Here is a 23,121-nt window from a genome sequence, read left to right as displayed (position 1 = left end):
ATAGGATGGGATTAATGAAAGTGTTTTCAGGAAGTGAAATTTTAGCATTGGCACTTAAAGAAAAAATTGAAGCAATTGGCGTAGAGACTTTGCTAAAAAATAATATTCAATCGGCACGTTTGGCGGGTTTTGGCACTACGGGACAAGCAGTCGAATTGTTTGTACAAGAAACAGAATTTGCAAAGGTAAATCCGGTTATAGAGGAATTCCGAATGAGTATTTAAATCATTGAAAAAAGGCAGGATGAAATATAAAATGCTGGTTTTAGACCTAGATGATACGTTGCTTACGGATGCGCATACGATTTCAATCGAAAACAAATTAATGCTTGAAAAAGCAAAAGCGTTAGGAGTTCATATTATTTTGGCTTCAGGCAGACCTACTCCTGCAATGGTGCAGTTTGCTGAAGAATTGCAGTTGCAGGACTCTTACATGATTTCGTACAACGGCGCTGTTATTACCGATTTAAAAACCGATACCGTAATTTTTGAACAAACGCTAAGTCAAGAACAAATTCATGAATTGTATGCCTACAGCTTAAAAAGCAAAACGCATATTATCACTTACTTGAATGGTGAAATTATAAGTGAAACCTACTCGGAATACATTGAAGTTGAAAAAAACATTACCGGTTTAGCTCATAATAAAGTGGCTCGTTTTACAGATGCAGTGCAATCATCGGCGGTGAAATGTATTTTGCTCGAGGAGCCTTCTTATTTGAAAGAAGTGGAGCAAGATTTAAAGGCAGCCATGCCACATTTGAGTGTGAGTATGTCGAAACCTTTTTTTCTGGAAGTAGCCCAAAACGGAATTGACAAAGCGGCAAGTATTAAAATTTTGGCTGAAAAATTAGGCATTCATCAAAGCGAAATTATCGCGGTTGGCAATGCTGGCAACGATTTAACCATGATTGAATATGCCGGCTTAGGCGTGTGGGTTGATAACGTTGATCCTGAATTACGTTCTAAAGGTGACGCTATTGTGGCTTCGAATAACAATCACGGTGTAGCCGAAGTGATTCAAAAATATATTTTGGTATAAGCTATTACACCACTTTTTGAAACCATTAAGAAATTAAGTGATATAAGATTTGTTCTTAAACTTGATTTTTTAATGGTTTTTATTTTTAGAAAACTGTACGTGTTTATTTGTCATTCCGACGATGGAGGAATCTTCATAAGCGCCGGTAGTGCGATTCTTTATTTTTGTTTTGAATATAAAAAATTAGTATTTGCAGCAAATTACCACACGAAAGGATTCGTGCGGCAGCGGTGGGCCAGTTCGAGTTGTTAATTAGCAAGTTTTTTAATTCTAGACTCAAGTGAGATTAATTTTGTTGCGTCGGGAAACAAATTGGAAACTTCTTCTGGAGCCATTAATGCAGGTTTTATTTCAGCGCCCTTAGATATTAAGTCAGCAAAAGTAGAAATCGAGTTTTTAATCTTTTCGATATTTTCGGGAGTGTCATTTTTGAAATGTTCAGAATAAACAAATTTCGCTTCAGCTTGCAGCATCATCTCAGTTTCTGCTTTTTGCGCTTTTAAAATATCTTCCAAACTCTCGTTCTTAACTTTTAAACCTCTAATTTGTTCAGCTAGTAATTTGCCTTCCATTATTTTTTTAAATATAACTGCTGCAGACCATACCATACTTGCTATAACACTAACAGCAGCACTACCAACTAAGACATTAAACCAAATTGAACCATTTTCAACACTTTCAATTTTGGTTTGACCACCAATTTCAGGAAGATAGACTACTTGTGTTATGGCTAAATGTATTTCTCTTGAAACCTTTGAGAGATCATCAAAGTCATTTACTGGGGGCATTTTAATATTTATAGATTGTAAACTTTCTTCTGGGACAGTTTGATGTAAAACATCTAAGAAATTTTCGATTAAAGTTTTCAATAATTTAATATTGTTCGAAATTCCATTGTTTTCAATTGACTGAATTCTCAATGAATCATTACCAGTAGTAAAGATTACAGACTCTACTAAACTTTCAACAAGATTTTTAAATAATCCCATTTTTTCTAATTCGATAATGCCATTGCGCAATAGATTTAAATTGGAAACATTATAGAATGTGGTACCATTGATTTGCACAGATTCACTTACCCAATTCAATTGAGGGTAAACTTTTTGAAGTTGGCTTGTAATTTCTTTTAAGGATGGAGTATTTTGCATTAAATTTATTATAAAATATTATGTGTTAATGTTACAAAAAAATCTGATAAGTGACGGATTTTTTTTCTTATTGCAGCCAACGTTCCCGCGCAACAAGCAGTTTGGGACTAAATTAAGCCCATTCTTCGGATTAGCTGAATCTTACAAATAGAAACCAATTTTTCCATTAAGCCTATTACCCAAATTGCTTGTAGTGTGTGTTGTAGGCAGTTTTTTTAATTAGCAAGTTTAGATACAGAATTTGCTAGTCTTCTTTCGCTACCGACAATTGTTGTATAAAAACGCTGTTCAATCCCAAAAATTAAATTTTTCAGATGTTCTTCGGAAGCAATGTTAAAAGATTTATGTTCTTCCGAGAAATGTAATTCTGGACAATAATCCTTAATATAATCGTGTATTTGTATTTTGTGTTCATCTTCAAGTTTTGCTAAAGTTTCAATAGCCATTGAAATTCGCTTTCTATTTGCTGTATTTACTTTAGTTTTATCAAATCCATCATTTAAATTTATAAACTCACTATTTAAAAAGGTTTCTGTTTCTTCGTCTGTTGCTTCTTTATATAAATCAATTACTTCTGGGAAAATTGATTTGATATCGCTTAAGTTTTTGAAATAAAGCGTATTTGTTGATTTTCTATATAATGCATCAGGAATAGATTTTAAAATCAATATGGGTTCATTAACTTTAATTTCGGGTTCTCCACTTAATGAAATCCATTTTTTTGAAATTATATTACTATACATAAACTTCTGAAAACAATAATCATCTTCATCTTGATAAGAACAGAAAAATTTCACGTTTTTATATTGATTAGTTACAATTTGATGATATTCTGCACTATTAAAATCTTGATTTAATAATGGAATACAATAATTTGAATTACTAAAATTTGTTATTCCAAACCATTCATCATCTTCTAATTTATAATTTGTATCATATTGTTTTATGTTTACTAAATCATTTGGAATTTCGTAAATTCTATCTTCTTGTGATAAAACAAGATTGTAAGTATTGTTTGTTCTTTTCTTTTTTGCTATTAGATAATTCATATTATTTATTTTTGTCAATGAAAGTGAAATTGTTTATACGTTTCAATTTTGTGAATTCAATATCATCAACTTTATTAATTTCATTTTTAGTAATAATAAATAATTTAGCTTTATTATTAGTTGAAATATTGTAAAAATGATAACCAAATATTAAAAATAGGGGATTGAAATATAGTGTTTGTGAAAGAAATGTAAAAACAAAAAGAATTATAAAAACAAAAATTAATGTTTCACAATTGTTGACACTCAAAGCAACGAAAAAATAACCTAAATAACTTGGTAAAAAGGCATTATTCGCATTTTCCACTTCTACAATTGAACCTTTAGCAATATTAGAATTCCCAAGAAATTTAGATATTAATAAACTCAAGTAAGTTAATAGTACTGGAATTAAAAAATAAATTAAATAAGAAACATAATTTGGTAAAGCAAAAAGTTTTTCATGAATATGGTTTATAGTAACTTCTTCTTTTATCAGAAATATGACTAAAATAAGTGATGTAGCATTAAATGTAAGTAGAAGTCTGTAGATATAATTCATATTTTTTTTCGATTTTTTCGTTAAAATTGCCTACAACGTTCCGGCACTACAGCGGGTTTGGGATTAAATTAAGCCCTATTTTCGGATTTGCCAAATCATTCCAACTACAAAACCATCTTTCCATTAAGCCTAATGCCCAAATCCGTTGTAGTGGCTGTTAGGCACAGTACTTATCATCTTTCTTTTTTCCATTCTTCAATAGAATTTCCAATATTTTTTAATTGATCAAAAACTATTTCTTTACGTGTATCTGTAAATATTCTTTTTAATGTGTCATAAAACTCATCTTCATTCTTGCAAGTTCCAAAATCAGTATTTCCATTTTGAAAAGCTGATACCTTAATTGGATATATACTATCAATGTTTTGCTTAATTTCTATGAATCTATAATTATAATCGTTACCATTTTTAGGGAATAGGTATAAAATATGTTTCGTTTCTTTAATAGTATCTTGCTGACTAATTGTAAATGTCATTGTCATTCCAACAATGTTAGTTCTTTCAGCATCATCATTGATAGCACTTGCTTGTTCTTCTAAAATTTTTAGCGGAGTTATTTCGCTACTTTCTGCTGGTTGATTTGAAGAAACTTCTTTCCAAATATTTCTAATTTTACTCATATTAATAATTTAAATTTTAAAGGTAAATGGTCGGAGTATTTCACAGAATCTATACCATATAAATCAGAAAAAAGGTGTGATTTAGTTTTAACAATTATTTCAAGATCTTTTTTTGAAAAATGTTCAGCAAAATCCTTTTTTATTAAAACACCGTCAATTGAATTCCAATGAAAATCATCATGATTATCAATCGGTAGATCATAAAAGAAAGTTCCAGGAACTTTTTCTTTATTTGTTTTGTAAATAAAATCACCCAAGGTACTCCACATTGGATTATAATAAAGCGGTTTGACTTTTGGTTTATGTTTTACAGATGGATGTGCATTTAATCCTCCATCTCGATATATAGCTAGGTCAAAAGGATTAAGATTTAAATCACCCCAAATTATTGTATTTTCTGTCTTAATAATCATTTCTTGGGCTTTAATCCAATCTAACCATCTTTTCATAATGTTAAATTGTGTATTAGGCGAATTATTAAATTTGCTTGGAAAGTGTACGCCCACAAGTAATATTTTTAATCCATCAATATCACATTTAAAAAAAACTAATCTTTCTTTTATCTGTGAATATCTTCCATCTTTAGCTTCTTCTTCGTTAATTAATTGGACATTATATTTTGGGTTGACATAGAGACGAATTGTTTTCTTTTTATTCAGCATTACAGATTTCAACAAACCTTTGGAAAGTTCTTCAATATGTTTATCCTCGATATCGCTTTCAATTAATAATAAAAAATCTGGCTTTTGTTCACGATATAATTCATCGAAAGCATTTATGTATTTTTTTCCTCTATTTCGAAGATTCCACATTAAAAATTTTAATTCTTTCATTAGTTTTTTTGTGTGTATTGTGCCCAACTTGTATATACGTCTTACAAAATCAGACTTATCAGCCCAATATTGGGTAGTTATGTGTAATAAAAGTCAGTTTTATTTATTTTCAAATATATTAATTTTTTCTTACAATTTTTCTAAAATTAGGACAGTTATGATGGTTCGCGTGAGGGATAGCAGCGGCATCCTTTATTTTTTTCTTTAAAAAAATAAAGATAGAGCGCATAGCCCGACCCGCAGTTTACGGAGGGGCACGCCCTATTTAATAAAAATTCAATTCGGTGCAGTTTTCTCGTATTTGTTCGTAAATTTGCGCACGCTATTTTTTTGACAACGATTTCATTAGATAGCGCTTACTTATGGAAAAACGCAAAAAAGTCGCCTTTTATACTTTAGGCTGTAAACTCAATTTCTCAGAAACATCAACTATTGCGCGCAATCTTCAAGACGAGGGTTTTGATCGCGTTGATTTTGAAGAAGTGGCTGATATGTATGTGATTAATACGTGTTCAGTTACTGAAAATGCCGATAAACAATTCAAACAAGTGGTGCGTAAGGCCATGAAGCTTAACGACAAAGCTTTTGTAGCCGCGGTGGGTTGTTATGCGCAACTTAAACCGGAGGAATTGGCGGCTGTGGATGGAGTTGATTTGGTGCTTGGTGCTACCGAAAAATTCAAACTAGCCGATTATATCAACGATTTGTCTAAAAATGATATGGGCGAGGTGCATTCCTGCGAGATTGCCGAAGCTGATTTTTATGTAGGCAGTTATTCTATAGGCGATAGAACGCGAGCGTTCTTGAAAGTTCAGGATGGTTGTGATTATAAGTGTACCTATTGCACGATTCCGCTGGCGAGAGGAATTTCTAGAAGTGACGAGTTAGAAAATGTATTGAAAAATGCAGCCGAAATTTCGAAACAAGGCATTAAAGAAATCGTACTTACTGGTGTAAATATTGGCGATTACGGTAAAGGGGAATTTGGAAATAAAAAACACGAACATACTTTTCTGGAATTGGTTCAGGCTTTGGATGAAGTGGAAGGTATTGAGCGTTTGCGAATTTCATCTATTGAACCGAATTTATTGAAAAACGAAACGATTGAATTTGTCTCGAAAAGCAGGACTTTTGTACCGCATTTTCACATTCCGTTGCAATCAGGGAGTAATGATATTTTGAAATTAATGAAGCGTCGTTACTTACGCGAAATATATACAGAGCGAGTGAATAAGATTCGCGAGGTGATGCCACATGCGTGTATAGGTGTGGATGTCATTGTAGGTTTTCCGGGTGAAACGGACGAGCATTTTCTGGAGACGTATCATTTTTTGAATGATTTGGATATTTCGTACTTGCATGTTTTTACGTATTCGGAGCGTGATAATACTGAAGCTGCTGCTATGAGTGGTGTAGTTCCGGCCAATGTGCGTGCGAAACGTAGTAAAATGTTACGAGGATTATCTGTGAAAAAACGTCGTGCTTTTTACGAAAGCCAATTGGGAACGCAACGAAAAGTATTATTTGAAAGTGAAAATAAAGAAGGTTACATTCACGGATTTACTGAGAATTACGTAAAAGTAAAAACGCCTTGGAATCCTGAATTGGTGAATACCCTACACGATATCAACTTGACTCGAATTGATGAGGATGGCAGTGTGCGCATGGATTTTGTATCTGTGTTGGTTTAGGTTTTAAACATATAAGTCATTTAAGGAAAACATTTTTATAAACCATTAAGTGAGTTAAGTTCATTAAGTTTTAGGCTTAATTAACTTAACTCACTTAATGGTTTTTTGTACTAAAACGTAAGGTTATTTATAGTTTTTGATGATAATTTTTCGTCAGTTCGAGTGTTTTTCGGTAGAAAAATGTATCGAGAACAAGAAAAATTTCATTAAAAACGATTCTCAAGACATTTTTTTTCCGTTTTAATACACAGAAAAAGTCGAACTGTCGCTTTCGAATAATTTTACCTAATTGTATTCTAATCAAGTTTAATTCTATAATAACTAATACAAATTGTGTAAGAGACTTGGTAGTTTATTGAGGTACTTTTAAATTAATTAAAATTTAACCTTATGAAGCCAATTGTATGTATCCTTAGCGCCGTAGTTTGTTCTGTTTTGTTTTCTTGTAAAGAGAGCGCAGCAAGTTCTAAAGACAAAAATCAATCAGAAAAAATTACAACTAAAATAGAACGAAAAAAACCTGGTACAGTCACTTATAATTTTGAAAACACGAAAGAATGGCTAAAGAAATCTGGCAACGATAGCACTCAATTGCAGCTTGCTTATGCCATCAATAGAACAGACGCTGAGAATTTCAAAAAATTAGATTCGGTTATAGTTCCAAATGATTTTACGGGTGATATTGTTTATTATTTGCCTTTTCCGTTGAAGGTTTTGGCTTTGAAGGAAGTTGAAAAGATTATCTATTTTTCGTATCCCACACAAACTTTTGCTGCCTATGAAAACGGCGAACTAATTTATACCGGTCCAACGAATATGGGAAGGGAAAAAGATAAAACTCCAACAGGATTGTTTTTTACCAACTGGAAAGCTGAAGAAACAACCAGTACTTTTAACGACGAGTGGGATTTAAAATGGAATTTTAATATCGAGAACAAATTGGGTGTTGGTTTTCATCAGTATGCTTTGCCGGGTTATCCTGCTTCGCATTCTTGTTTGAGACTTCAAGAAGCGGATGCTAAAAAACTCTACAGTTGGGCAGAGGAATGGATACTTCAAGATGATCAAAACGTAAAAGTAAAAGGAACTCCTGTCATTGTTTTTGGAGCATATCCGTTTGGCAAAGTCAAACCTTGGTATGTTTTGGTTGATGATGCCAAAGGTTTACAACTCAGTGAAAGTGATATCGAAAGAGAAACAAAACCGCACTTGAATACCATTTTAAAAGAACAGAAAAATAGAGCTACGCAACAAAATAATGAATAGCCACAGCTTGTAAAATTGAAAAAACCATTGAGAATGCAATTAAAATGCGATTCTCAATGGTTTTTAGTTTTTTTTCTTTTTACTAATTCGTTGATTGAACTTACTTTTTAATTATGATTTTTCATCTGTTCGAGTTTTCTCCGTCAAAGCTTTTGAAAGAATAACATATCTAAAGCAAGAAAAATTTCATTAAAAACGGTTCTCGATAAAAGTCACTTCGAGTAGTGTAGCGTATCGAGAAGTTTGTTCCGCTTTACTACACAAAAAACACTCGAACTGACGTTATCTATTAAGTCCTTTTACGGATTAGTAGACCAAAGGCTACTGTTTTTAACAAACACGCGACGATTTAATTTGAGTTGCGCTATTACGAGCTCAGCCATATCTTCGGCTTGCATTACTTTATCCGGATTTCCGTCGGTAAGTTTTAGTTCTTTAGCCATATCAGTAGCCACGGTACTTGGCGTAAGTGCGGTAACGCGAATGTTGTGTTTGCGCATTTCTTGCATCAATGAATCGGTTAGTCCTAACAAGGCAAATTTTGAAGCGCTGTAAGCACTCGTCATTGCATTTCCAGCTAATCCAGCGGTTGACGATATGTTGATAATATCTCCAGTTTGTCTTTCAATCATGTTCGGAACAACGGCTCTTGTCATGTAATACGGTCCCATTAAATTCACTTGAATAATCCGTTCCCAATCGGTTGGCTCTAATTCTAAGAATTTTCCAAACGATGCGATACCTGCGTTATTGATTAAAATATCAATAGCGCCAAATTCGCTTAGTGCTTTTTCTACCGCAGTGTTTACAGAGTTGATATCAGCAACATCAGCAGTAACAGCCAAGGCTTTTACACGTAAAGAACGTACTTTTGCAGCTACACTGTCAATTTCTTCTTGAGTGCGCGCTACTAAAATTACGTTTACGCCTTCTTTGGCTAAAGCCAATGCAATTGCTTTTCCTATTCCTTTTCCAGCGCCGGTAACCAGTGCCGTTTTATTTTTTAAATCAGTCATTTGGTGTTTTTTTAAAGTCAGTTTTTGAAAACTTGTTGTACAAAATTAACACGTTTCCATCGGCTAACGGCATTTGCTTTTTTATTTTAATTAAATTTTAACGTGCATGGAGCGAATTAAAAGTGAAAAATTCTAGCTATCTTTTTTTATTGACTCTCAATTTATAAATCGTGGTTTCTAAAACTTCGGTGTCATTATCTTCACAAAGTAAAAATTGAATTTTATCTGCATCATCTGCAAATAGTGTTAATCCTTCGAATTTATGGGTATCGCTAATTTTTTGTGTAAAATTGATTTTCATGGTTTTCAAGTCGATGCTTCCAATTAAGCTACCTAAAACTGCGCCATCATCATATGTTGATTGCGTGTCTTCGGCAGAGGCCAAAAAATAAAGTTGATCACCAACCAAAACACCATCAGTAAAACTGGTTCGAACGCCCTTTATTTTGGGCAATTTGTAGCTGTTGGACAGAATCTGAAAATCGTTGCTGAGGTTTTTGCCAGCCACGGTAAACAAGACGTTTTTGCCAGATTTACCATTGCCACGATTTAATAAATAATAATTTTCTCCGTCGAAAATAGCGCCTTCGATGTTGAAATCTTCGGGATTGATCCCGCCAAAGTTTTGCATGACTGCATACAAATCGGTTAAGTCATTTGTGGCAATTACTTGTTTGGTATTTCCGTTAAGCTGCACCATTTTATTTCGCTTTTCGGTAGAGCCGGAGCCAAAAATATATAGGCTGTCTTGATACTGCGTTATCGCTTCAAAGTCGGCTTTTTCTTTTTTAGGAGTGTTTTCGGTTGGGTTTTCTACCAAAGGATGGCGTTGTAATTCTTTGGATTGTAGATCGTATTGGTACAGGAAACCGCTATTGTCACCAATCACATAGAGTGAAGGATCTTGATAAATGAGTCCTGATGCTGAGCCGATTCCGATGATTTGGCAAAGAATTTCGAGTGCGAATTTTTCCATGTTTTGTGATGTTACAGTGAGGCCCTAGCCCTGATGGCAGCGGTATCTCCCGATTTAGAAAAACAAGGCTTTTTGCCGTAGTTTTTATTTATCGGGAATATAGCGTACAGCAGGAAAAAGCTCCTAATAATTTGTTATATTTGAGAAGTAAAGATAAAATAAATACGATGAAGTTCATAAAGCCAGATGATTTTAGAGCAGTTGGACCAATTGATTTGGCTGCTATCCCAACGGAATTGCAGTATAAAATTAGCGATGACGAGAAAGAGGAAAAACTGAATGCGGTGCAGGCCAAGTTGAGCGCTTTGCAGGACGTGATGTATGCGCACAATCGTTATGGAGTGTTGATTTGTTTGCAAGGAATGGATACATCGGGTAAGGATAGTTTGATTCGGGAGGTTTTTAAGGAGTTTAATCCGCGTGGAGTAGTGGTGCATAGTTTTAAAACACCCAATTCGACTGAATTAGAACATGATTATTTGTGGAGGCATTATTTGGCCTTGCCCGAAAAAGGGAAGTTTGCCGTATTTAACCGCACGCATTATGAGAATGTTTTGGTGACGAGAGTGCATCCTGAATATATTTTGAACGAGAATTTACCCGGAATAAATGAGGTGGCGGATATTACGCCTGAATTTTGGGAAAACAGGATGGATCAAATTAAAAATTTTGAAAATCACCTGACTCAAAACGGCACGATTGTGTTGAAGTTTTATTTCCACATGAGTAAGGAAGAACAACGCAAGCGATTGCTGCGTAGGTTAGAGGAAGAGGAGCATCATTGGAAATTTTCGGCGGGAGACTTGAAAGAGCGCGAATGTTGGGACGATTACATGCACTATTACGAGGAAGCGATTACCAAAACAGCTACTGAAAATGCCCCTTGGTTTATCGTTCCTGCTGATGACAAAGCTATGGCTCGTTACATCGTAGCCAAAATTATTTGGGAAGAAATGCAAAAATATACCGATATCAAGGAGCCGGAATTAGATGAAAAAGTCAAAGCTAATTTTGAAGCCTATAAACAAATGCTTCAAAAAGAGTAAACGCAAAAAAGGCACTGAGATCAAGCAGTGCCTTTTTTTATAACTAATTCAATATGATTGCGTCTTACAATTTGAAACCGTAAGCCAAACGTACTCCAACTTGTCCAACACCTCTACCTACGGTACCGTTGTTGTTGATGCGGTCTAAATGGTTGTAGTGTGTGTAGTTTAATGATACATCAATATATTTTGTTGCGTATCCGATACTTGGTGATAATAACAAAGAGGTTTTGTCTCTAGTATTGTCAACATTACTTACTGCAAATGCAGCACCTGCTTCACCCATTACATAAAACTGATCATCCCAAATAAAAGCTTTAAAACCTGCTTTTGCTGGAATTAAACCTAAATCTTTTCCTTCTGTTTGTCCAGGAAATCCGTCTGCTTTACTTTGAAATAAATTAGTGTATCCAGTAGTTAAAGTCAATGAGTATCTTTTTGATAAATCATATTGTCCTCTAACATCGGCACCAAGTGCTAATTTGTAAGGATCGTTAGTAGAGTAACCTGCATTTAGTCCTACTCCTAAACGGAAACCTTGATCGTAATTTGTAGCTGCATTTTTAGTTTCTTGAGCTTGGGTTGTTGCTGTAAATATAAATGCCGCAGCTGCTAAAATTCCTGTTGTTACTTTTCTTGAGATTGTCATAATGTAATTTTTTTATTAATTTTTTTAATGATGTAGATGTGGTGATTGTTGCAACAAATCTACAGGACAAAGATAGACAGGCAGTGCGTTTAGCATGTTATAGAATTTAAAAGCATTGTTACAGAATTTGAGGGAGCCTTGTTTTTATGTGTCAATAGCTACTTATAATGGTAGCTGTCACCTGAAAATTGAAAGCTTCTAATTATCTTTGCACTCAAAAAAACACAAGTGATTTTATCTCAGTACTTTAAAGAGTTTTCATATAATATTAAATTGGCTTACCCAGTAATTTTAGGAATGCTTGGGCACACCTTAATCGGAATTGTCGATAATTTTATGGTGGGTAAACTAGGCTCTACGGAGTTAGCAGCCGTATCCTTAGGAAATAGTTTTATTTTCATTGCCATGTCGTTAGGAATTGGTTTTTCTACTGCCATCACGCCGCTAATTGCCGAGGCCGATGCAGAACAAAAAGAAGATAAAATCCGAGCTACTTTTCATCATGGTCTTTTGTTGTGTACCATTTTAGGTGTTTCTTTATTTATATTAACCGTTTTATCAAAAGAGTTGATGTATTTAATGCACCAACCGGCAGAAGTAGCTGCTTTGGCATCTCCTTATATTGATTGGGTAGCTTTCTCCTTAATTCCAGTAATTATTTACCAAGGATACAAACAGTTTGCCGATGGATTGTCGCACACCAAATACTCGATGTATGCTATTTTATTGGCCAATGTGGTGCACGTGTTCTTTAATTATGTTCTTATTTATGGCGTTTGGATTTTTCCTAAACTCGGTATTTTAGGCGCGGCTTTAGGAACGGTACTTTCTAGAATTATGATGGTCGTTTTCATGCATTATCTAATGAAGAATAATCAAGTACTGAAAAAATACTTTGCCAACTTTAGCTTTAAAGACATTCGAAAGTCGATTTTAAAGAAAATAATCGATCTAGGAATGCCATCGGCGATGCAAATGTTATTTGAAGTAACTTTGTTTACAGCCGCTATTTGGTTATCAGGTTCGTTGGGTAAAAATAGTCAAGCTGCCAATCAAATCGCGCTAACGCTGGCCTCATCAACGTTTATGGTAGCCATGGGTTTAAGCGTTACAGCGATGATTCGAGTAGGGAACACCAAAGGCACGAACGATTATAAATACCTTGTGGTGGTGGCGCGTTCGATATTTTTATTGGCTATTATTTTAGAAATTATTTTCGGATTAGTTTTTGTCGTATTTCACAACTATTTACCTCATTTATTCCTGAATATGTCTGATGTTTCTCAGTTAGTGGATAATGAGGAAATTATAAAAATTACAGCACAACTCCTTTTAATAGCGGCTATCTTTCAAATTTCTGATGGAATACAAGTCGTTGTACTAGGTGCTTTGCGAGGTTTGCAAGATGTGAAAATACCCATGTATATTACGTTTGTGGCCTATTGGGTTATCGGTTTTCCTATTTCCTATTATCTAGGAAAGTATACAGAGTTAAAAGCGGTTGGAATTTGGATCGGACTTTTGGCTGGGCTAACAGCTGCTTCATTATTTTTGTATATTCGCTTTGCTAGACTGACCAAAAAGCTGATTTTGCAGCAAGACAAGAATTAAAAACAACAATTATTAAATAAAAATATTCATGGAATTACCAAAATTTTTACTAGGCGACAATACTGATTTTCCCGAAGATATATTCATTATTCACCTTGATTATCCGAGATTTATTATAAATTTGAAAGATGATGAGGTCGAGTTCATGGAAGAAGCTGAGGATTTAGACGAAGCTGAATTGAATACAGAAATGGAAGGATTAATCGTTCTTGCCAATGAGTTTTACGATCGCGAAATGGAGCGCTACGAAAAAGAGTAAATTTATATTTCTATTAAGTCCAATTAACCAATAACCCAATTACTATGAAAAATGTTTTTATGTATGCCATGTTTATCCTAGGTACTATGTTTATTATCAGCGGAGTGGTGAAATTTTTTCCTTTTGAAATTAAAATTATTGAAACCTACGGCGAAGGCTACAAGTACGGTCACATGGTTGGATATGTGATAGGAAAGTTTTTGGCTTTATTTTTAGGTGCAAAAATGATACAATATGGCTATGAAACCTATCAAGAAATTAAAGTTAAATAAGCTATTCTTTCTTAAAATACGTTTCTAATAATTTTTGAGCGGCTGCAAAAGGTGAAATTTCATCATTTTGCACCGCTTTTTTAGTTTCGGACAATGATTGTTGGATGGCGGGATTGCTGAAAAAATTCGATTTTAATTGTTCATTAATTGTTTCTAACATCCAATATTGATTTTGTTCTTTACGTTTTTCAAAGAAATAATTGTTGCCTTTTGTCAGGGTTAAGAATTTTTCGATGGTAGTCCAAACTTCGCTGATTCCTTCTCGTGTTATGGCGCTACAAGCTGCTGTTGTTGGTGTCCATCCTGATTTTTTGGCAGGGAATAAATGCAAGGCTCTATTGAATTCTACTTTGGCAAGATGTGCTCTTTTAACATTATCGCCATCTGCTTTGTTAATGACGATAGCATCAGCCATTTCCATAATTCCGCGCTTTATACCTTGTAATTCATCGCCAGCACCAGAAATTTTGAGCAATAAAAAGAAATCAACCATGCTATGAACGGCCGTCTCGCTTTGGCCAACGCCAACGGTTTCAATAATAATCGTATCAAAACCGGCCGCCTCGCATAGCGTTATGGTTTCGCGAGTTTTTCGGGCAACACCGCCCAACGTATCACCTGAGGCTGATGGACGAATGAAAGCATTCTCATCTTTCACCAATTCTTCCATGCGGGTTTTGTCACCCAAAATACTTCCGTGTGAGATCGTGCTACTAGGATCAACGGCCAGAACGGCTACTTTTTTCCCTAAACCAGTTAAGTATTTTCCAAAAGCTTCAATAAAAGTACTTTTTCCCACGCCAGGAACGCCTGTAATTCCAATTCGCACCGATTTATTGGCGTGTGGCAAGCAGGCTGTGATTACTTCATTGGCTTTCGCCAAATGCGCACCGCTGGTACTTTCTACAAGAGTAATAGCTCGGCTTAGTGCCGTAATATTTTCGGCCAGAATGCCTTCAACCAGTTCTTTCGAAGTGGGTTGAATTTTTCTAAAACGCTGAATAGCTCCAACTGATTTTGTGCTTATCATTTCAGGAGGTGCAATTCCAGGTTTTTCGTGAAGTGCGCTTAAGTTTTTGTTTTTTTGTTCCAAAATAATATGGCGTTGAACTGTAAAAGTACTAAAAACAAAAACAGTTTCAAATACGCTTTTGCCTTTTGAAACTGTTTTTTATGAAGCAGTTCGCGATTAATATGCTGCAGTAAAACGAACTTGGTGGTGTTTAGGAACTTCTACTTCGTCGGCAATAACAACGGCAAGATCTTCTACAGAAAGGATACTTCTTTGCTCTTCATTAAAAACAGGATTCTCTAAACCCAAGCGGTATTTGCCCGTTCTTCCTCTGGTAATGCCTTGATGCATCTCTAACGCTGGACTGAAAAAAGTCCAATCTAATTCTTTTTCTTCTTTGATGTAATTTAAATAATCCCTTGCAGCAGTAGCGCCAGTATAATATTCTTTAGGGAAATCAGGCGTATCAACCGCTTGAACATTTGGTGCAACGTATAAGCTACCGCCGCCACCAATAGTGATGAATCGTTTCGCATCTGATTTTTTTACCGCTTCTTGAATGGTTTTTGAGGCTGCAAGGAAATCGTTATAAAAGTTTGGATTGGTCCATCCTGCGCTGTAGGCGTTAATCACAAGCTCATTTCCTGAAATGGCTTCAAGCAATTCATTTTCTGCATTGGCATTAGCCTTAACCCATTTTATGTGCTCTTTATTTTCGTCTTTTGGGTTTCTTGCAATAGCGGTAATTTCATGATTACGAGCAGTCAATTCGTTTAAAATAGCGGTGCCTACAAATCCTGTGGCTCCAATAATAGCAATTTTCATAATATTTAGATTTAATAAGTAATAAAAAATGTTACAGTTTAAGTTAAAAAAAAGTTTAAAATTGATTCGAAAATTTTTCGAGTGTTATGTTGCTCAATTCAGAGCTGATCTTAGTGTTAATTTCATCATATAAATCGCTTAGTTTTTCATTCATTTTTCTTCCGATAGGACATTTAGGGTTGGGGGTATTTTTCGAATATCCCAAATTTACGGTTTCAAAAGTCATTTTAAATATTGTTTCTAAAGTAAGAGAGGCTGCTGATACAGATAATTTTGTACCGCCATTTTTACCTTCTTTGCTTATAACGATATTGTTTTTCTTCAGGTTTGCAATTTCTTTTCTAACCAAAACAGGATGTACATTCATGCTCGACGCCAAAAACTCTGAGGACAAATATTCCTCAGGAAATTGATGCAGTAATGTGAGAATGTGCATGGTTATAGCAAACTTACCGGAAATCATACTGTAATAAAATTTATTGCAAATATAAGTTAGTTTTTTATTTTTCCAATTTTAAAAAACTATTTTTTTAGTTACGAGTTACCTAATTGCAAAATCATTTTACACAATTAATAAAATAGGGGTACTTTTGCAGTAACTTAAGGTATGATCAATTTAGTTTTAATTTTCGTTTATTTAGGTATAGGCTTGTTGTTTCAAAACATCAAAGGGTTTCCCGTACGCATTTACCAAGTTTTAAACAAAATTGTAATTAATGTTTGTCTTCCTGCCTTGGCTTTGTATTACATTCCAAAAATAAATTGGAGTAGTGACTTGCTTTTCCCCATTGGCGTTGCGTGGATTGCTTTCGGGTGTTCGTATTTGTTTTTTAGTTTTTTGGGAAAAAAATTCGGGTGGTCCAAAAAGTTAACGGGATGTTTGATTTTGACTGCTGGTTTAGGAAATACTTCCTTTTTAGGTTTCCCGATTATTGAGGCCTTGTACGGACAAGACGGATTAAAAACAGCTATCTTGGTAGACCAGCCCGGTACATTTGTGGTTTTGTCAACACTCGGGATTGTGGTAGCTACTTTATTTTCTGACGGTAATCCGGAACCGAAGCAAATAGCTAAAAAAATTCTGCTTTTTCCACCTTTCATCACTTTTTTATTGGCTTGTTTGATGAATGTGTTTCACTTAGAATTTCTTTCAACTCTTCAATTTTTGTTGCAAAAGGTAGGTAGCGGAGTGACGCCATTGGCATTAATTTCGGTAGGATTACAATTAAAATTTGAGAAGAACAGTAAGCATTGGCCTTTTCTTGCAATTGGTCTTTTGTATAAATTAATACTCACGCCAGCATTAATTTTTTTAATTTATGTCGTGATGCTAAAACAACATTCTACCGGTATACAAATAGCAGTAATGGAGGCAGCTATGGCTCCCATGATAACCGCCTGTATACTTTCGGCCACACACGGACTTAAACCTAGGTTAAGCAGTATGATGATTGGTTTCGGAATTCCGATTTCATTTATCACTCTGACTTTTTGGTATTTTATGGTCCAATTTATTTAATCTTTTTGCCATAATTATTTATTTACAACTTTTATACTAATGCAATCTACTAATTCTACAAATCCTGAAACAATAACAACTTATACAGCACAAAAAACAGCATATTCTATACTTTTTTCCATTGCTTTTGCTCATTTATTAAACGATTTGCTACAGGCGGTAATTCCGGCTGCTTATCCTATTTTAAAAGAAAATTATAAGTTGACTTTTACTCAAATCGGACTCATTACCTTGGCGTATCAATTGGCAGCTTCTATTTTGCAGCCACTTGTTGGTTTATATACGGATACTAGACCAAAACCTTTCTCTCAAATTTTCGGGATGCTGTTCTCACTTTCGGGAATGATTGCTTTAGGTTACGCATCGAGTTTCCCGATGATTATTTTGGCAGTAGTTTTAGTGGGAATTGGTTCTTCGATTTTCCATCCTGAAGCTTCTCGAATTTCATTTTTGGCTTCGGGAGGCAAGCGCGGTTTGGCACAATCGATTTTTCAATTAGGAGGAAACGCAGGAACAGCAATTGGTCCGTTTTTAGTAGCCTTGATCGTTGTTCCCAATACGCAAAGACATATTGTTTGGTTTGTAGGAGTTGCATTAATTGCGTTAGTGGTGCTAAGTAGAATTGCCTTTTGGTATCAAAATCATTTGAGTTTAAGAGCAACCAAAAAAGCAGTGATTGATTTGCCGCGGTTATCTCAAAAAACAATTGTGATTTCGGTTGTTATCTTATTGGTTTTGATTTTTTCAAAATTCTTTTACATGGCGAGTATGTCTAGTTATTTTACTTTTTACTTGATTGAAAAATTTGGCTTATCTGTGCAAGAAGCACAATTTCAATTGGTATTGTTCTTGGCATCTTGCGCTTTCGGAACCTTAATTGGAGGTCCGTTGGGAGATAAGTTTGGAAGAAAATATGTGATTTGGTTTTCGGTACTAGGAGCTGCACCTTTTACCTTACTATTGCCATTTGTTGATTTGTTTTGGACCGGAATTTTATCAGTAGTGATTGGAATTATTATTTCTTCTGCTTTTCCAGCTATTTTGGTGTATGCTCAAGAGCTTTTGCCAAAAAAACTAGGCATGGTTTCAGGTCTTTTCTATGGTTTTGCGTTTGGAATGGGTGGTTTAGGATCGGCACTATTGGGAAATCTTGCTGATCATAGCAGTATTACGTATGTGTACGAACTCTGTGCTTTTTTACCCCTAATTGGTATAATCGCTTTGTTTTTACCTAATCTGAAGAAAAAAGAAACGGTTTAGTTCGAACTCTTATTTGTTAGTAACAAACCCGTTATAATAATTAACATGCTAATTAGTTGCGACTGTAAAATCGGTTGATCAGTAATAAGATAGGCTATGAGCCCGCTAAAAACAGGAATAAGATAATAGATTAGTGCTGTTTTGGCAGTGCCAATTAGTACTATGGCTTCGTTCCATAAATAAAATGAAACTAACGAAGCAAAAATACCAACGTACAATAATACCAATATTGTTTTAGTATCAAATTGTACGGTTGTGATGTACCAATGCTCGTAAAGGTAAAAAGGAAATAAAGCCACGGTACCCATTACAAAAACCGAAAAAAGAAAAACTTTTGAATCTATTTCTGTCGGTTTTTTGCGCACCAAAAGAGTATATGAGGCAAAAAAGAAACACGCAATTAGCATCAGAATATCGCCAAAACTAAAACTTATCGAGCGTAAGGCTTGCCAAGACCCTTTTGAAATTAATACTAAAACACCACAAATAATGGTGGCAATACCAACCAATTTGAGAGTTGAAATGCGTTCTTTTAAAAATATCCGGGACAAAAAAATGATAAACAGCGGGATAGAAATGGCAATTAAAGACAAATTAATGGCACTCGTTGTTTTTCCTGCAAAATAGATTAAAGTATTAAAGATGGTTATGCCTAAAATAGCAGTGCAAAAAAGATACAACCAGTTTTTTTTGACGATTGAAAATTGAGCAACTGTACTTTTGAAGGCAAACAGTGCAAAGGCTAAACAAGCAACACACCAGCGCCAAAAAGCCAGTCCAATTGGCGGAATATGCCCTTTGATACTGCTTGCAATAACCATATTGACAGACCAAAGCAAAGTAGCTAAAAGTGCAAATACAACTCCTTTTGTTTTGTTATTCATTATACAAGCTGATGAATTTTGGCGTATTGCAATAACATAATTGTTTTGGCATCTTTAATTTCACCTGTTGCAATCATCGCGTAAGCTTGGTCAAAAGGCATTTCTAAAACTTCGATGTTTTCCTCTTCATGCGCTACACCGCCGCCTTCGCTAACTTTCATTGAGGCGTTGTAAGCACCGGTAAATAGGTATAATATTTCAGTAACGGCACCAGGAGACATGTACGATTCCATGATTTTTGTTACGTTTGATAATCTATAGCCGGTTTCTTCTTCCGTTTCTCGAATGATGCATTGCTCCGGTTGGTCTTGGTCTAATAATCCGGCACAAACTTCAATGCTCATTCCTGATGCATTTCCGTTTAAATACGTGGGTAGTCTGAACTGACGCGTTAAAATTACTGTTTTTTGTTCCGCATTGTACAACAAAATGGCTGCACCGTTGCCTCTGTCATAGACTTCTCTTTTTTGTGTAATCCAAGAATTGTCTTTTTTTTGAAAGTTGAAAGTTACTTTGTTTAGGATATACCAATTATCAGATAGTAATTCTGTTTTTTGGATTTTTATAGCAGGGTTTTTCATTATAAGTTTTAGGTTTAGGGAGTGCGCGGTCGTGCGGCAAGGTTTTTAAAAGTAGTTCCCCAGTTATTATTGTTTTTATCGTTGGGCAGGCCTTCGGTAGTGAGTAGGGCATCTTGATCTGAACTGTCATATTTCCAAACCCAAGCACAGACCGAAAATCCTCTTTGGTAAACGCTGTTGAGAAAATAAGTCGGATTCATTAAAATTCCAGCATTCATTGGGGCCGTTTCGCTAAAAATGATTGGTAAATTTTGTTTTTTTAGTTGATCCAATCTAACGCTGATGGAGGCATCACTATCCAATAACCATTTTTCATAGGCATGAATATCGAAAATTATTTTTGGATTCTTTTCTAAAAATAAAGCACCTTTTTGGAGTAATACACTTTCATCTTGTCCTTGTTCTGCACAAGGCACAATTACAATTGAATTATTTCCCGTACTTCGAATAATGCGCACTAAAGTATTCATGTCATTTTCCCAAATAGCATCGGTATAACCATCAGCTCTATCAAATCGGTAAGGTTCATTCCATACTTCTAACCATACATCTGGTTGATCTTTAAAGTGAAGCGCCCATTCCTTTAATTTTTCTTTGTAAGCTTCCCACCAAAAAGTTTGCGTCGGGCTTTTGCCTGTGAATTCCGTTTCCGTTTTTCCATTCCAACCAAAACCGCACAAAATGGTAATTCGGTTGTTCTTGCGGTTACCGTCTACCACGCTTTGTAACGAGTGCAAGAACGAATTATTACTGTCTTTGATTGGTATGCCTGTAAGCGGTTGTTCTGAAACGTTCCCTATAAATTCCCTTGCAATATCCATGTTCCAACTTTTCATTTTTTGGTCATTTGCTCCAAAAACCTGAAACGAGTTGGTGCCAATAAGTTGTATGGCTTGCTTGTTTTTGAGAATGAGACTGCCTTGCGTTGAATATTCATCTGACTTGCTATTTGCTATCGTTTCCTCCGCTTGATTGCAAGAATAGACTATTCCCAAAAAGAGAATAACCCAACATCTTGATTTTTGTAAAAAGGAAATAGCTTTCATAAAAATACTGTTGCAAAAGACTGTAGCCGTGCTAAGGTAAAAAAAAAACGCCCTGAATTTCAGAGCGTTTGTTGTATTTTATTTTAAAATTGTCTGTTTTCTATCTGGTCCAACAGAAACAATTTTGATTGGCACTTCGATTTCTTTTTCAATAAAATCAATGTATTCTTTTAATTCAACTGGTAGTTCATCATAAGTAGTCATACCTGTTAAATCTTGTTTCCATCCTTTGAATTCTTGATACACAGGAGTAACATTTTCAGGCTCGATATTGTATGGAAAATGTGCTATGTTTTCACCTTTATAATTGTAAGAAGTACACACTTTTAAAGTTTCGAAACCAGATAAAACATCACCTTTCATCATCATTAATTGCGTTACACCGTTTACTTGAACAGCGTATTTAAGCGCTACTAAGTCCAACCATCCACAACGTCTTTGACGACCTGTAACTGATCCGAATTCGTTTCCTACTCTTGCCATGGTAGCTCCATCTTCATCAAAAAGTTCTGTAGGGAACGGTCCGCTACCCACACGAGTTACGTAAGCTTTGAAAATTCCGTAAACCTCTTTGATTTTGTTTGGTGCAATACCTAAACCTGTACAAGCTCCAGCAGCAGTGGTGTTTGATGATGTTACAAACGGATAAGTACCAAAATCAACATCAAGCAAGGAACCTTGAGCGCCTTCGCATAAAATTGATTTTCCTGCTTTTTGAGCTTGGTGCAAGTACTCTTCGCTATCAATAAAATCTAATTTTTTAAGCTCTTGGATAGCTTCAAAAAACTCGGCTTCCATTTCGGCTAAATTGTATTGAATAGCTACATCGTAAAACTGAATCATTTCTTCGTGCTTGTCAGCCAAAGCTCTGTAACGGTCAGCAAAGTCTTCCAATTCAATGTCACCTACACGCAAACCGTTTCTACCTGTTTTGTCCATGTAAGTTGGTCCAATACCCTTTAATGTAGAACCAATTTTTGCTTTTCCTTTTGATGCCTCAGATGCAGCATCAAGCAAGCGGTGTGTTGGTAAAATTAAGTGTGCTTTACGCGAAATGATTAATTTCTTTTTGATGTCAATATTAAACTTTTCAAGACCTTCAATTTCTTTTTGAAAAACAACAGGATCAATTACCACTCCGTTTCCAATGATATTTACGGCAGTTTTATGAAAAATACCTGAGGGAATAGTTCTTAGGACGTGTTTGATGCCATCAAATTCTAATGTGTGTCCTGCATTTGGACCACCTTGAAAACGTGCAATGATGTCATATTTTGAAGTTAAGACATCCACAATTTTTCCTTTTCCTTCATCTCCCCATTGTAATCCTAGTAATAAATCAACTGTCATTCTAAATGTTATTTGTAGTTAGTTTTTTTAAATTTCTGTACGATCTTCCTCGTTCAAAACTGGCGCTTGCCTTTTATTGCCGTATAAGTAAAGCGAGTGATTAGTTATTTCGATATCAAAAATATCTTCAATCGTTTTTTTGATGCTCTGAATTCTTGGATCACAAAACTCAATTACTTCGCCTGTATCAGTCATAATAATATGATCGTGCTGCTTATCAAAATATGATTTTTCGTAGTGTGCTTGATTTTGTCCAAATTGATGTTTGCGCACCAAAGCACAATCCAAAAGTAATTCTATGGTATTGTATAAGGTCGCTCTGCTGACACGATAGTTTTTGTTTTTCATCTTGATGTACAAATTTTCTACATCAAAATGTTCTTCGCTATCATAAATCTCTTGAAGGATCGCGTAGCGCTCGGGAGTCTTGCGGTGTCCTTTTTTTTCAAGGTACATTGTAAAAACATTTTTTACAATTTCTTGGTTTTTAGTATTGTCTGTGGAAATGAGTGTCATATGCGCGCAAAGATAATTTTTTTAGTTCAAAGTTTAAAACTTCCCGTTTGTTTAGTTTTTAATTTTCTGCTTTTCTAGATTTTTTTAATTGAATCAAGAAAGTCTTTCTA

The 23,121-nt window shown here is 35.0% G+C and carries 26 protein-coding genes; 10 read left to right on the top strand and 16 right to left on the bottom strand.

The features are described from left to right. Positions 1-5: 5 nt before the first annotated feature. Both G9Q29_RS13685 and G9Q29_RS13680 read left to right on the top strand, forming a co-directional pair. Positions 6-224, top strand: coding sequence for a DUF2007 domain-containing protein (locus tag G9Q29_RS13685; RefSeq protein WP_166138547.1), 219 nt, complete (start codon positions 6-8; stop codon positions 222-224). A 19-nt stretch (positions 225-243) separates the two neighbouring features. Beyond that, positions 244-1,041, top strand: coding sequence for a Cof-type HAD-IIB family hydrolase (locus G9Q29_RS13680; protein WP_166138544.1), 798 nt, complete (start codon positions 244-246; stop codon positions 1,039-1,041). A gap of 248 nt (positions 1,042-1,289) precedes the next feature. Here the strand turns inward: G9Q29_RS13680 and G9Q29_RS13675 are convergent, their stop codons facing one another. The 5 genes from G9Q29_RS13675 to G9Q29_RS13655 form a co-directional block, all read right to left on the bottom strand. After that, the gene (locus tag G9Q29_RS13675; protein ID WP_166138541.1) at positions 1,290-2,189 is read right to left on the bottom strand and encodes a hypothetical protein; all 900 of its coding nucleotides are present in this window, start codon (positions 2,187-2,189) and stop codon (positions 1,290-1,292) included. Positions 2,190-2,404: 215 nt separating this feature from the next. Next, complete coding sequence (locus tag G9Q29_RS13670) at positions 2,405-3,238, bottom strand: hypothetical protein (protein WP_166138538.1); 834 nt, start codon at positions 3,236-3,238, stop codon at positions 2,405-2,407. 1 nt (position 3,239) lies between these two features. Next, complete coding sequence (locus tag G9Q29_RS13665) at positions 3,240-3,779, bottom strand: hypothetical protein (RefSeq protein ID WP_166138535.1); 540 nt, start codon at positions 3,777-3,779, stop codon at positions 3,240-3,242. 173 nt (positions 3,780-3,952) lie between these two features. Further along, on the bottom strand, positions 3,953-4,399 hold the full coding sequence (locus G9Q29_RS13660; protein WP_166138530.1) for a hypothetical protein: 447 nt from the start codon (positions 4,397-4,399) through the stop codon (positions 3,953-3,955). Continuing rightward, positions 4,396-5,232: a hypothetical protein gene (locus G9Q29_RS13655; RefSeq protein ID WP_166138527.1), complete on the bottom strand. Its 837-nt coding sequence runs from the start codon at positions 5,230-5,232 to the stop codon at positions 4,396-4,398. The genes G9Q29_RS13660 and G9Q29_RS13655 overlap by 4 nt, the downstream gene beginning before the upstream one ends. A 362-nt stretch (positions 5,233-5,594) precedes the next feature. Here G9Q29_RS13655 and mtaB point away from each other — a divergent pair, with 362 nt between their 5' ends. Together mtaB and G9Q29_RS13645 are read left to right on the top strand one after the other, a co-directional pair. Continuing rightward, the gene (mtaB, locus tag G9Q29_RS13650; protein ID WP_166138523.1) at positions 5,595-6,923 is read left to right on the top strand and encodes a tRNA (N(6)-L-threonylcarbamoyladenosine(37)-C(2))-methylthiotransferase MtaB; all 1,329 of its coding nucleotides are present in this window, start codon (positions 5,595-5,597) and stop codon (positions 6,921-6,923) included. 390 nt (positions 6,924-7,313) lie between these two features. Then, positions 7,314-8,189, top strand: a complete 876-nt coding sequence (locus G9Q29_RS13645) for a L,D-transpeptidase (protein WP_166138520.1) — start codon at positions 7,314-7,316, stop codon at positions 8,187-8,189. 299 nt (positions 8,190-8,488) lie between these two features. Here G9Q29_RS13645 and G9Q29_RS13640 read toward each other — a convergent pair whose 3' ends face one another. Beyond that, on the bottom strand, positions 8,489-9,205 hold the full coding sequence (locus G9Q29_RS13640; RefSeq protein WP_166138517.1) for a 3-ketoacyl-ACP reductase: 717 nt from the start codon (positions 9,203-9,205) through the stop codon (positions 8,489-8,491). Between the two features lie 136 nt (positions 9,206-9,341). Continuing rightward, complete coding sequence (locus G9Q29_RS13635; protein WP_166138512.1) at positions 9,342-10,181, bottom strand: DUF6929 family protein; 840 nt, start codon at positions 10,179-10,181, stop codon at positions 9,342-9,344. 167 nt (positions 10,182-10,348) lie between these two features. Between G9Q29_RS13635 and G9Q29_RS13630 the strand changes: the two genes are divergently transcribed. Continuing rightward, positions 10,349-11,227 carry a PPK2 family polyphosphate kinase gene (locus G9Q29_RS13630; RefSeq protein ID WP_166138507.1) on the top strand — a complete coding sequence of 293 codons (879 nt, stop codon included), beginning with the start codon at positions 10,349-10,351 and terminating at the stop codon, positions 11,225-11,227. A gap of 64 nt (positions 11,228-11,291) precedes the next feature. On the opposite strand, the gene G9Q29_RS13625 is transcribed toward G9Q29_RS13630, so the two are convergent. Then, a complete protein-coding gene (locus tag G9Q29_RS13625; protein WP_166138504.1) occupies positions 11,292-11,876 on the bottom strand; it encodes a hypothetical protein in 585 nt (194 codons plus the stop codon). A 228-nt stretch (positions 11,877-12,104) separates the two neighbouring features. Here G9Q29_RS13625 and G9Q29_RS13620 point away from each other — a divergent pair, with 228 nt between their 5' ends. The 3 genes from G9Q29_RS13620 to G9Q29_RS13610 are packed head-to-tail and all read left to right on the top strand — an operon-like array spanning position 12,105 to position 14,018. Beyond that, on the top strand, positions 12,105-13,487 hold the full coding sequence (locus tag G9Q29_RS13620; protein ID WP_166138498.1) for an MATE family efflux transporter: 1,383 nt from the start codon (positions 12,105-12,107) through the stop codon (positions 13,485-13,487). A 28-nt stretch (positions 13,488-13,515) separates the two neighbouring features. Then, a complete protein-coding gene (locus G9Q29_RS13615) occupies positions 13,516-13,746 on the top strand; it encodes a hypothetical protein (RefSeq protein WP_086453598.1) in 231 nt (76 codons plus the stop codon). 44 nt (positions 13,747-13,790) lie between these two features. Continuing rightward, the gene (locus G9Q29_RS13610; protein WP_166138494.1) at positions 13,791-14,018 is read left to right on the top strand and encodes a hypothetical protein; all 228 of its coding nucleotides are present in this window, start codon (positions 13,791-13,793) and stop codon (positions 14,016-14,018) included. 1 nt (position 14,019) lies between these two features. On the opposite strand, the gene meaB is transcribed toward G9Q29_RS13610, so the two are convergent. From meaB to G9Q29_RS13595, 3 genes are all read right to left on the bottom strand, one after another. After that, positions 14,020-15,111 carry a methylmalonyl Co-A mutase-associated GTPase MeaB gene (gene meaB / locus G9Q29_RS13605; RefSeq protein ID WP_225872948.1) on the bottom strand — a complete coding sequence of 364 codons (1,092 nt, stop codon included), beginning with the start codon at positions 15,109-15,111 and terminating at the stop codon, positions 14,020-14,022. Positions 15,112-15,207: 96 nt separating this feature from the next. Then, positions 15,208-15,855 (bottom strand): NAD(P)-dependent oxidoreductase, encoded by a 648-nt coding sequence (locus tag G9Q29_RS13600; protein ID WP_166138489.1) that lies wholly within the window; start codon positions 15,853-15,855, stop codon positions 15,208-15,210. 55 nt (positions 15,856-15,910) lie between these two features. Then, positions 15,911-16,318, bottom strand: a complete 408-nt coding sequence (locus G9Q29_RS13595; RefSeq protein ID WP_166138486.1) for an RrF2 family transcriptional regulator — start codon at positions 16,316-16,318, stop codon at positions 15,911-15,913. 144 nt (positions 16,319-16,462) lie between these two features. On the opposite strand from G9Q29_RS13595, the gene G9Q29_RS13590 reads away from it, so the two are divergent. After that, the gene (locus G9Q29_RS13590; RefSeq protein WP_166138482.1) at positions 16,463-17,374 is read left to right on the top strand and encodes an AEC family transporter; all 912 of its coding nucleotides are present in this window, start codon (positions 16,463-16,465) and stop codon (positions 17,372-17,374) included. Positions 17,375-17,413: 39 nt separating this feature from the next. Then, entirely contained in the window at positions 17,414-18,634 is a 1,221-nt protein-coding gene (locus G9Q29_RS13585) for an MFS transporter (protein WP_166138479.1), read from the top strand. Here G9Q29_RS13585 and G9Q29_RS13580 read toward each other — a convergent pair. From G9Q29_RS13580 to G9Q29_RS13560, 5 genes are all read right to left on the bottom strand, one after another. Beyond that, on the bottom strand, positions 18,631-19,518 hold the full coding sequence (locus G9Q29_RS13580) for a DMT family transporter (RefSeq protein ID WP_166138475.1): 888 nt from the start codon (positions 19,516-19,518) through the stop codon (positions 18,631-18,633). The genes G9Q29_RS13585 and G9Q29_RS13580 overlap by 4 nt on opposite strands. Continuing rightward, complete coding sequence (nudK, locus tag G9Q29_RS13575) at positions 19,518-20,099, bottom strand: GDP-mannose pyrophosphatase NudK (protein WP_187038261.1); 582 nt, start codon at positions 20,097-20,099, stop codon at positions 19,518-19,520. The genes G9Q29_RS13580 and nudK overlap by 1 nt, the downstream gene beginning before the upstream one ends. Positions 20,100-20,113: 14 nt before the next feature. After that, entirely contained in the window at positions 20,114-21,145 is a 1,032-nt protein-coding gene (locus tag G9Q29_RS13570) for a cellulase family glycosylhydrolase (RefSeq protein WP_166138469.1), read from the bottom strand. Between the two features lie 78 nt (positions 21,146-21,223). Further along, complete coding sequence (locus G9Q29_RS13565) at positions 21,224-22,495, bottom strand: adenylosuccinate synthase (protein ID WP_166138465.1); 1,272 nt, start codon at positions 22,493-22,495, stop codon at positions 21,224-21,226. Positions 22,496-22,522: 27 nt separating this feature from the next. Next, the gene (locus tag G9Q29_RS13560) at positions 22,523-23,011 is read right to left on the bottom strand and encodes a Fur family transcriptional regulator (RefSeq protein WP_166138460.1); all 489 of its coding nucleotides are present in this window, start codon (positions 23,009-23,011) and stop codon (positions 22,523-22,525) included. Between the last annotated feature and the right edge of the window lie 110 nt (positions 23,012-23,121).

Source organism: Flavobacterium turcicum, from assembly GCF_011365745.1.
Taxonomy (GTDB): Bacteria; Bacteroidota; Bacteroidia; order Flavobacteriales; family Flavobacteriaceae; genus Flavobacterium; species Flavobacterium turcicum.
Note: the sequence above shows the minus strand (reverse complement) of the source record. Positions and strands in the feature narration are given on the sequence as shown.

Bases quoted from the DNA above. Each gene is read 5' to 3' on its own strand.
- G9Q29_RS13570 (WP_166138469.1), bottom strand. From the start codon at position 21,145: ATGAAAGCTATTTCCTTTTTACAAAAATCAAGATGTTGGGTTATTCTC.
- G9Q29_RS13585 (WP_166138479.1), top strand. From the start codon at position 17,414: ATGCAATCTACTAATTCTACAAATCCTGAAACAATAACAACTTATACA.
- G9Q29_RS13600 (WP_166138489.1), bottom strand. From the start codon at position 15,855: ATGAAAATTGCTATTATTGGAGCCACAGGATTTGTAGGCACCGCTATT.
- G9Q29_RS13635 (WP_166138512.1), bottom strand. From the start codon at position 10,181: ATGGAAAAATTCGCACTCGAAATTCTTTGCCAAATCATCGGAATCGGC.
- G9Q29_RS13680 (WP_166138544.1), top strand. From the start codon at position 244: ATGAAATATAAAATGCTGGTTTTAGACCTAGATGATACGTTGCTTACG.
- G9Q29_RS13675 (WP_166138541.1), bottom strand. From the start codon at position 2,189: ATGCAAAATACTCCATCCTTAAAAGAAATTACAAGCCAACTTCAAAAA.
- G9Q29_RS13565 (WP_166138465.1), bottom strand. From the start codon at position 22,495: ATGACAGTTGATTTATTACTAGGATTACAATGGGGAGATGAAGGAAAA.
- G9Q29_RS13615 (WP_086453598.1), top strand. From the start codon at position 13,516: ATGGAATTACCAAAATTTTTACTAGGCGACAATACTGATTTTCCCGAA.
- G9Q29_RS13625 (WP_166138504.1), bottom strand. From the start codon at position 11,876: ATGACAATCTCAAGAAAAGTAACAACAGGAATTTTAGCAGCTGCGGCA.
- G9Q29_RS13645 (WP_166138520.1), top strand. From the start codon at position 7,314: ATGAAGCCAATTGTATGTATCCTTAGCGCCGTAGTTTGTTCTGTTTTG.
- G9Q29_RS13610 (WP_166138494.1), top strand. From the start codon at position 13,791: ATGAAAAATGTTTTTATGTATGCCATGTTTATCCTAGGTACTATGTTT.
- G9Q29_RS13670 (WP_166138538.1), bottom strand. From the start codon at position 3,238: ATGAATTATCTAATAGCAAAAAAGAAAAGAACAAACAATACTTACAAT.
- G9Q29_RS13595 (WP_166138486.1), bottom strand. From the start codon at position 16,318: ATGATTTCCGGTAAGTTTGCTATAACCATGCACATTCTCACATTACTG.
- G9Q29_RS13655 (WP_166138527.1), bottom strand. From the start codon at position 5,232: ATGAAAGAATTAAAATTTTTAATGTGGAATCTTCGAAATAGAGGAAAA.
- nudK (WP_187038261.1), bottom strand. From the start codon at position 20,099: ATGAAAAACCCTGCTATAAAAATCCAAAAAACAGAATTACTATCTGAT.
- G9Q29_RS13590 (WP_166138482.1), top strand. From the start codon at position 16,463: ATGATCAATTTAGTTTTAATTTTCGTTTATTTAGGTATAGGCTTGTTG.
- mtaB (WP_166138523.1), top strand. From the start codon at position 5,595: ATGGAAAAACGCAAAAAAGTCGCCTTTTATACTTTAGGCTGTAAACTC.
- G9Q29_RS13640 (WP_166138517.1), bottom strand. From the start codon at position 9,205: ATGACTGATTTAAAAAATAAAACGGCACTGGTTACCGGCGCTGGAAAA.
- G9Q29_RS13665 (WP_166138535.1), bottom strand. From the start codon at position 3,779: ATGAATTATATCTACAGACTTCTACTTACATTTAATGCTACATCACTT.
- G9Q29_RS13660 (WP_166138530.1), bottom strand. From the start codon at position 4,399: ATGAGTAAAATTAGAAATATTTGGAAAGAAGTTTCTTCAAATCAACCA.
- G9Q29_RS13580 (WP_166138475.1), bottom strand. From the start codon at position 19,518: ATGAATAACAAAACAAAAGGAGTTGTATTTGCACTTTTAGCTACTTTG.
- G9Q29_RS13685 (WP_166138547.1), top strand. From the start codon at position 6: ATGGGATTAATGAAAGTGTTTTCAGGAAGTGAAATTTTAGCATTGGCA.
- G9Q29_RS13630 (WP_166138507.1), top strand. From the start codon at position 10,349: ATGAAGTTCATAAAGCCAGATGATTTTAGAGCAGTTGGACCAATTGAT.
- G9Q29_RS13560 (WP_166138460.1), bottom strand. From the start codon at position 23,011: ATGACACTCATTTCCACAGACAATACTAAAAACCAAGAAATTGTAAAA.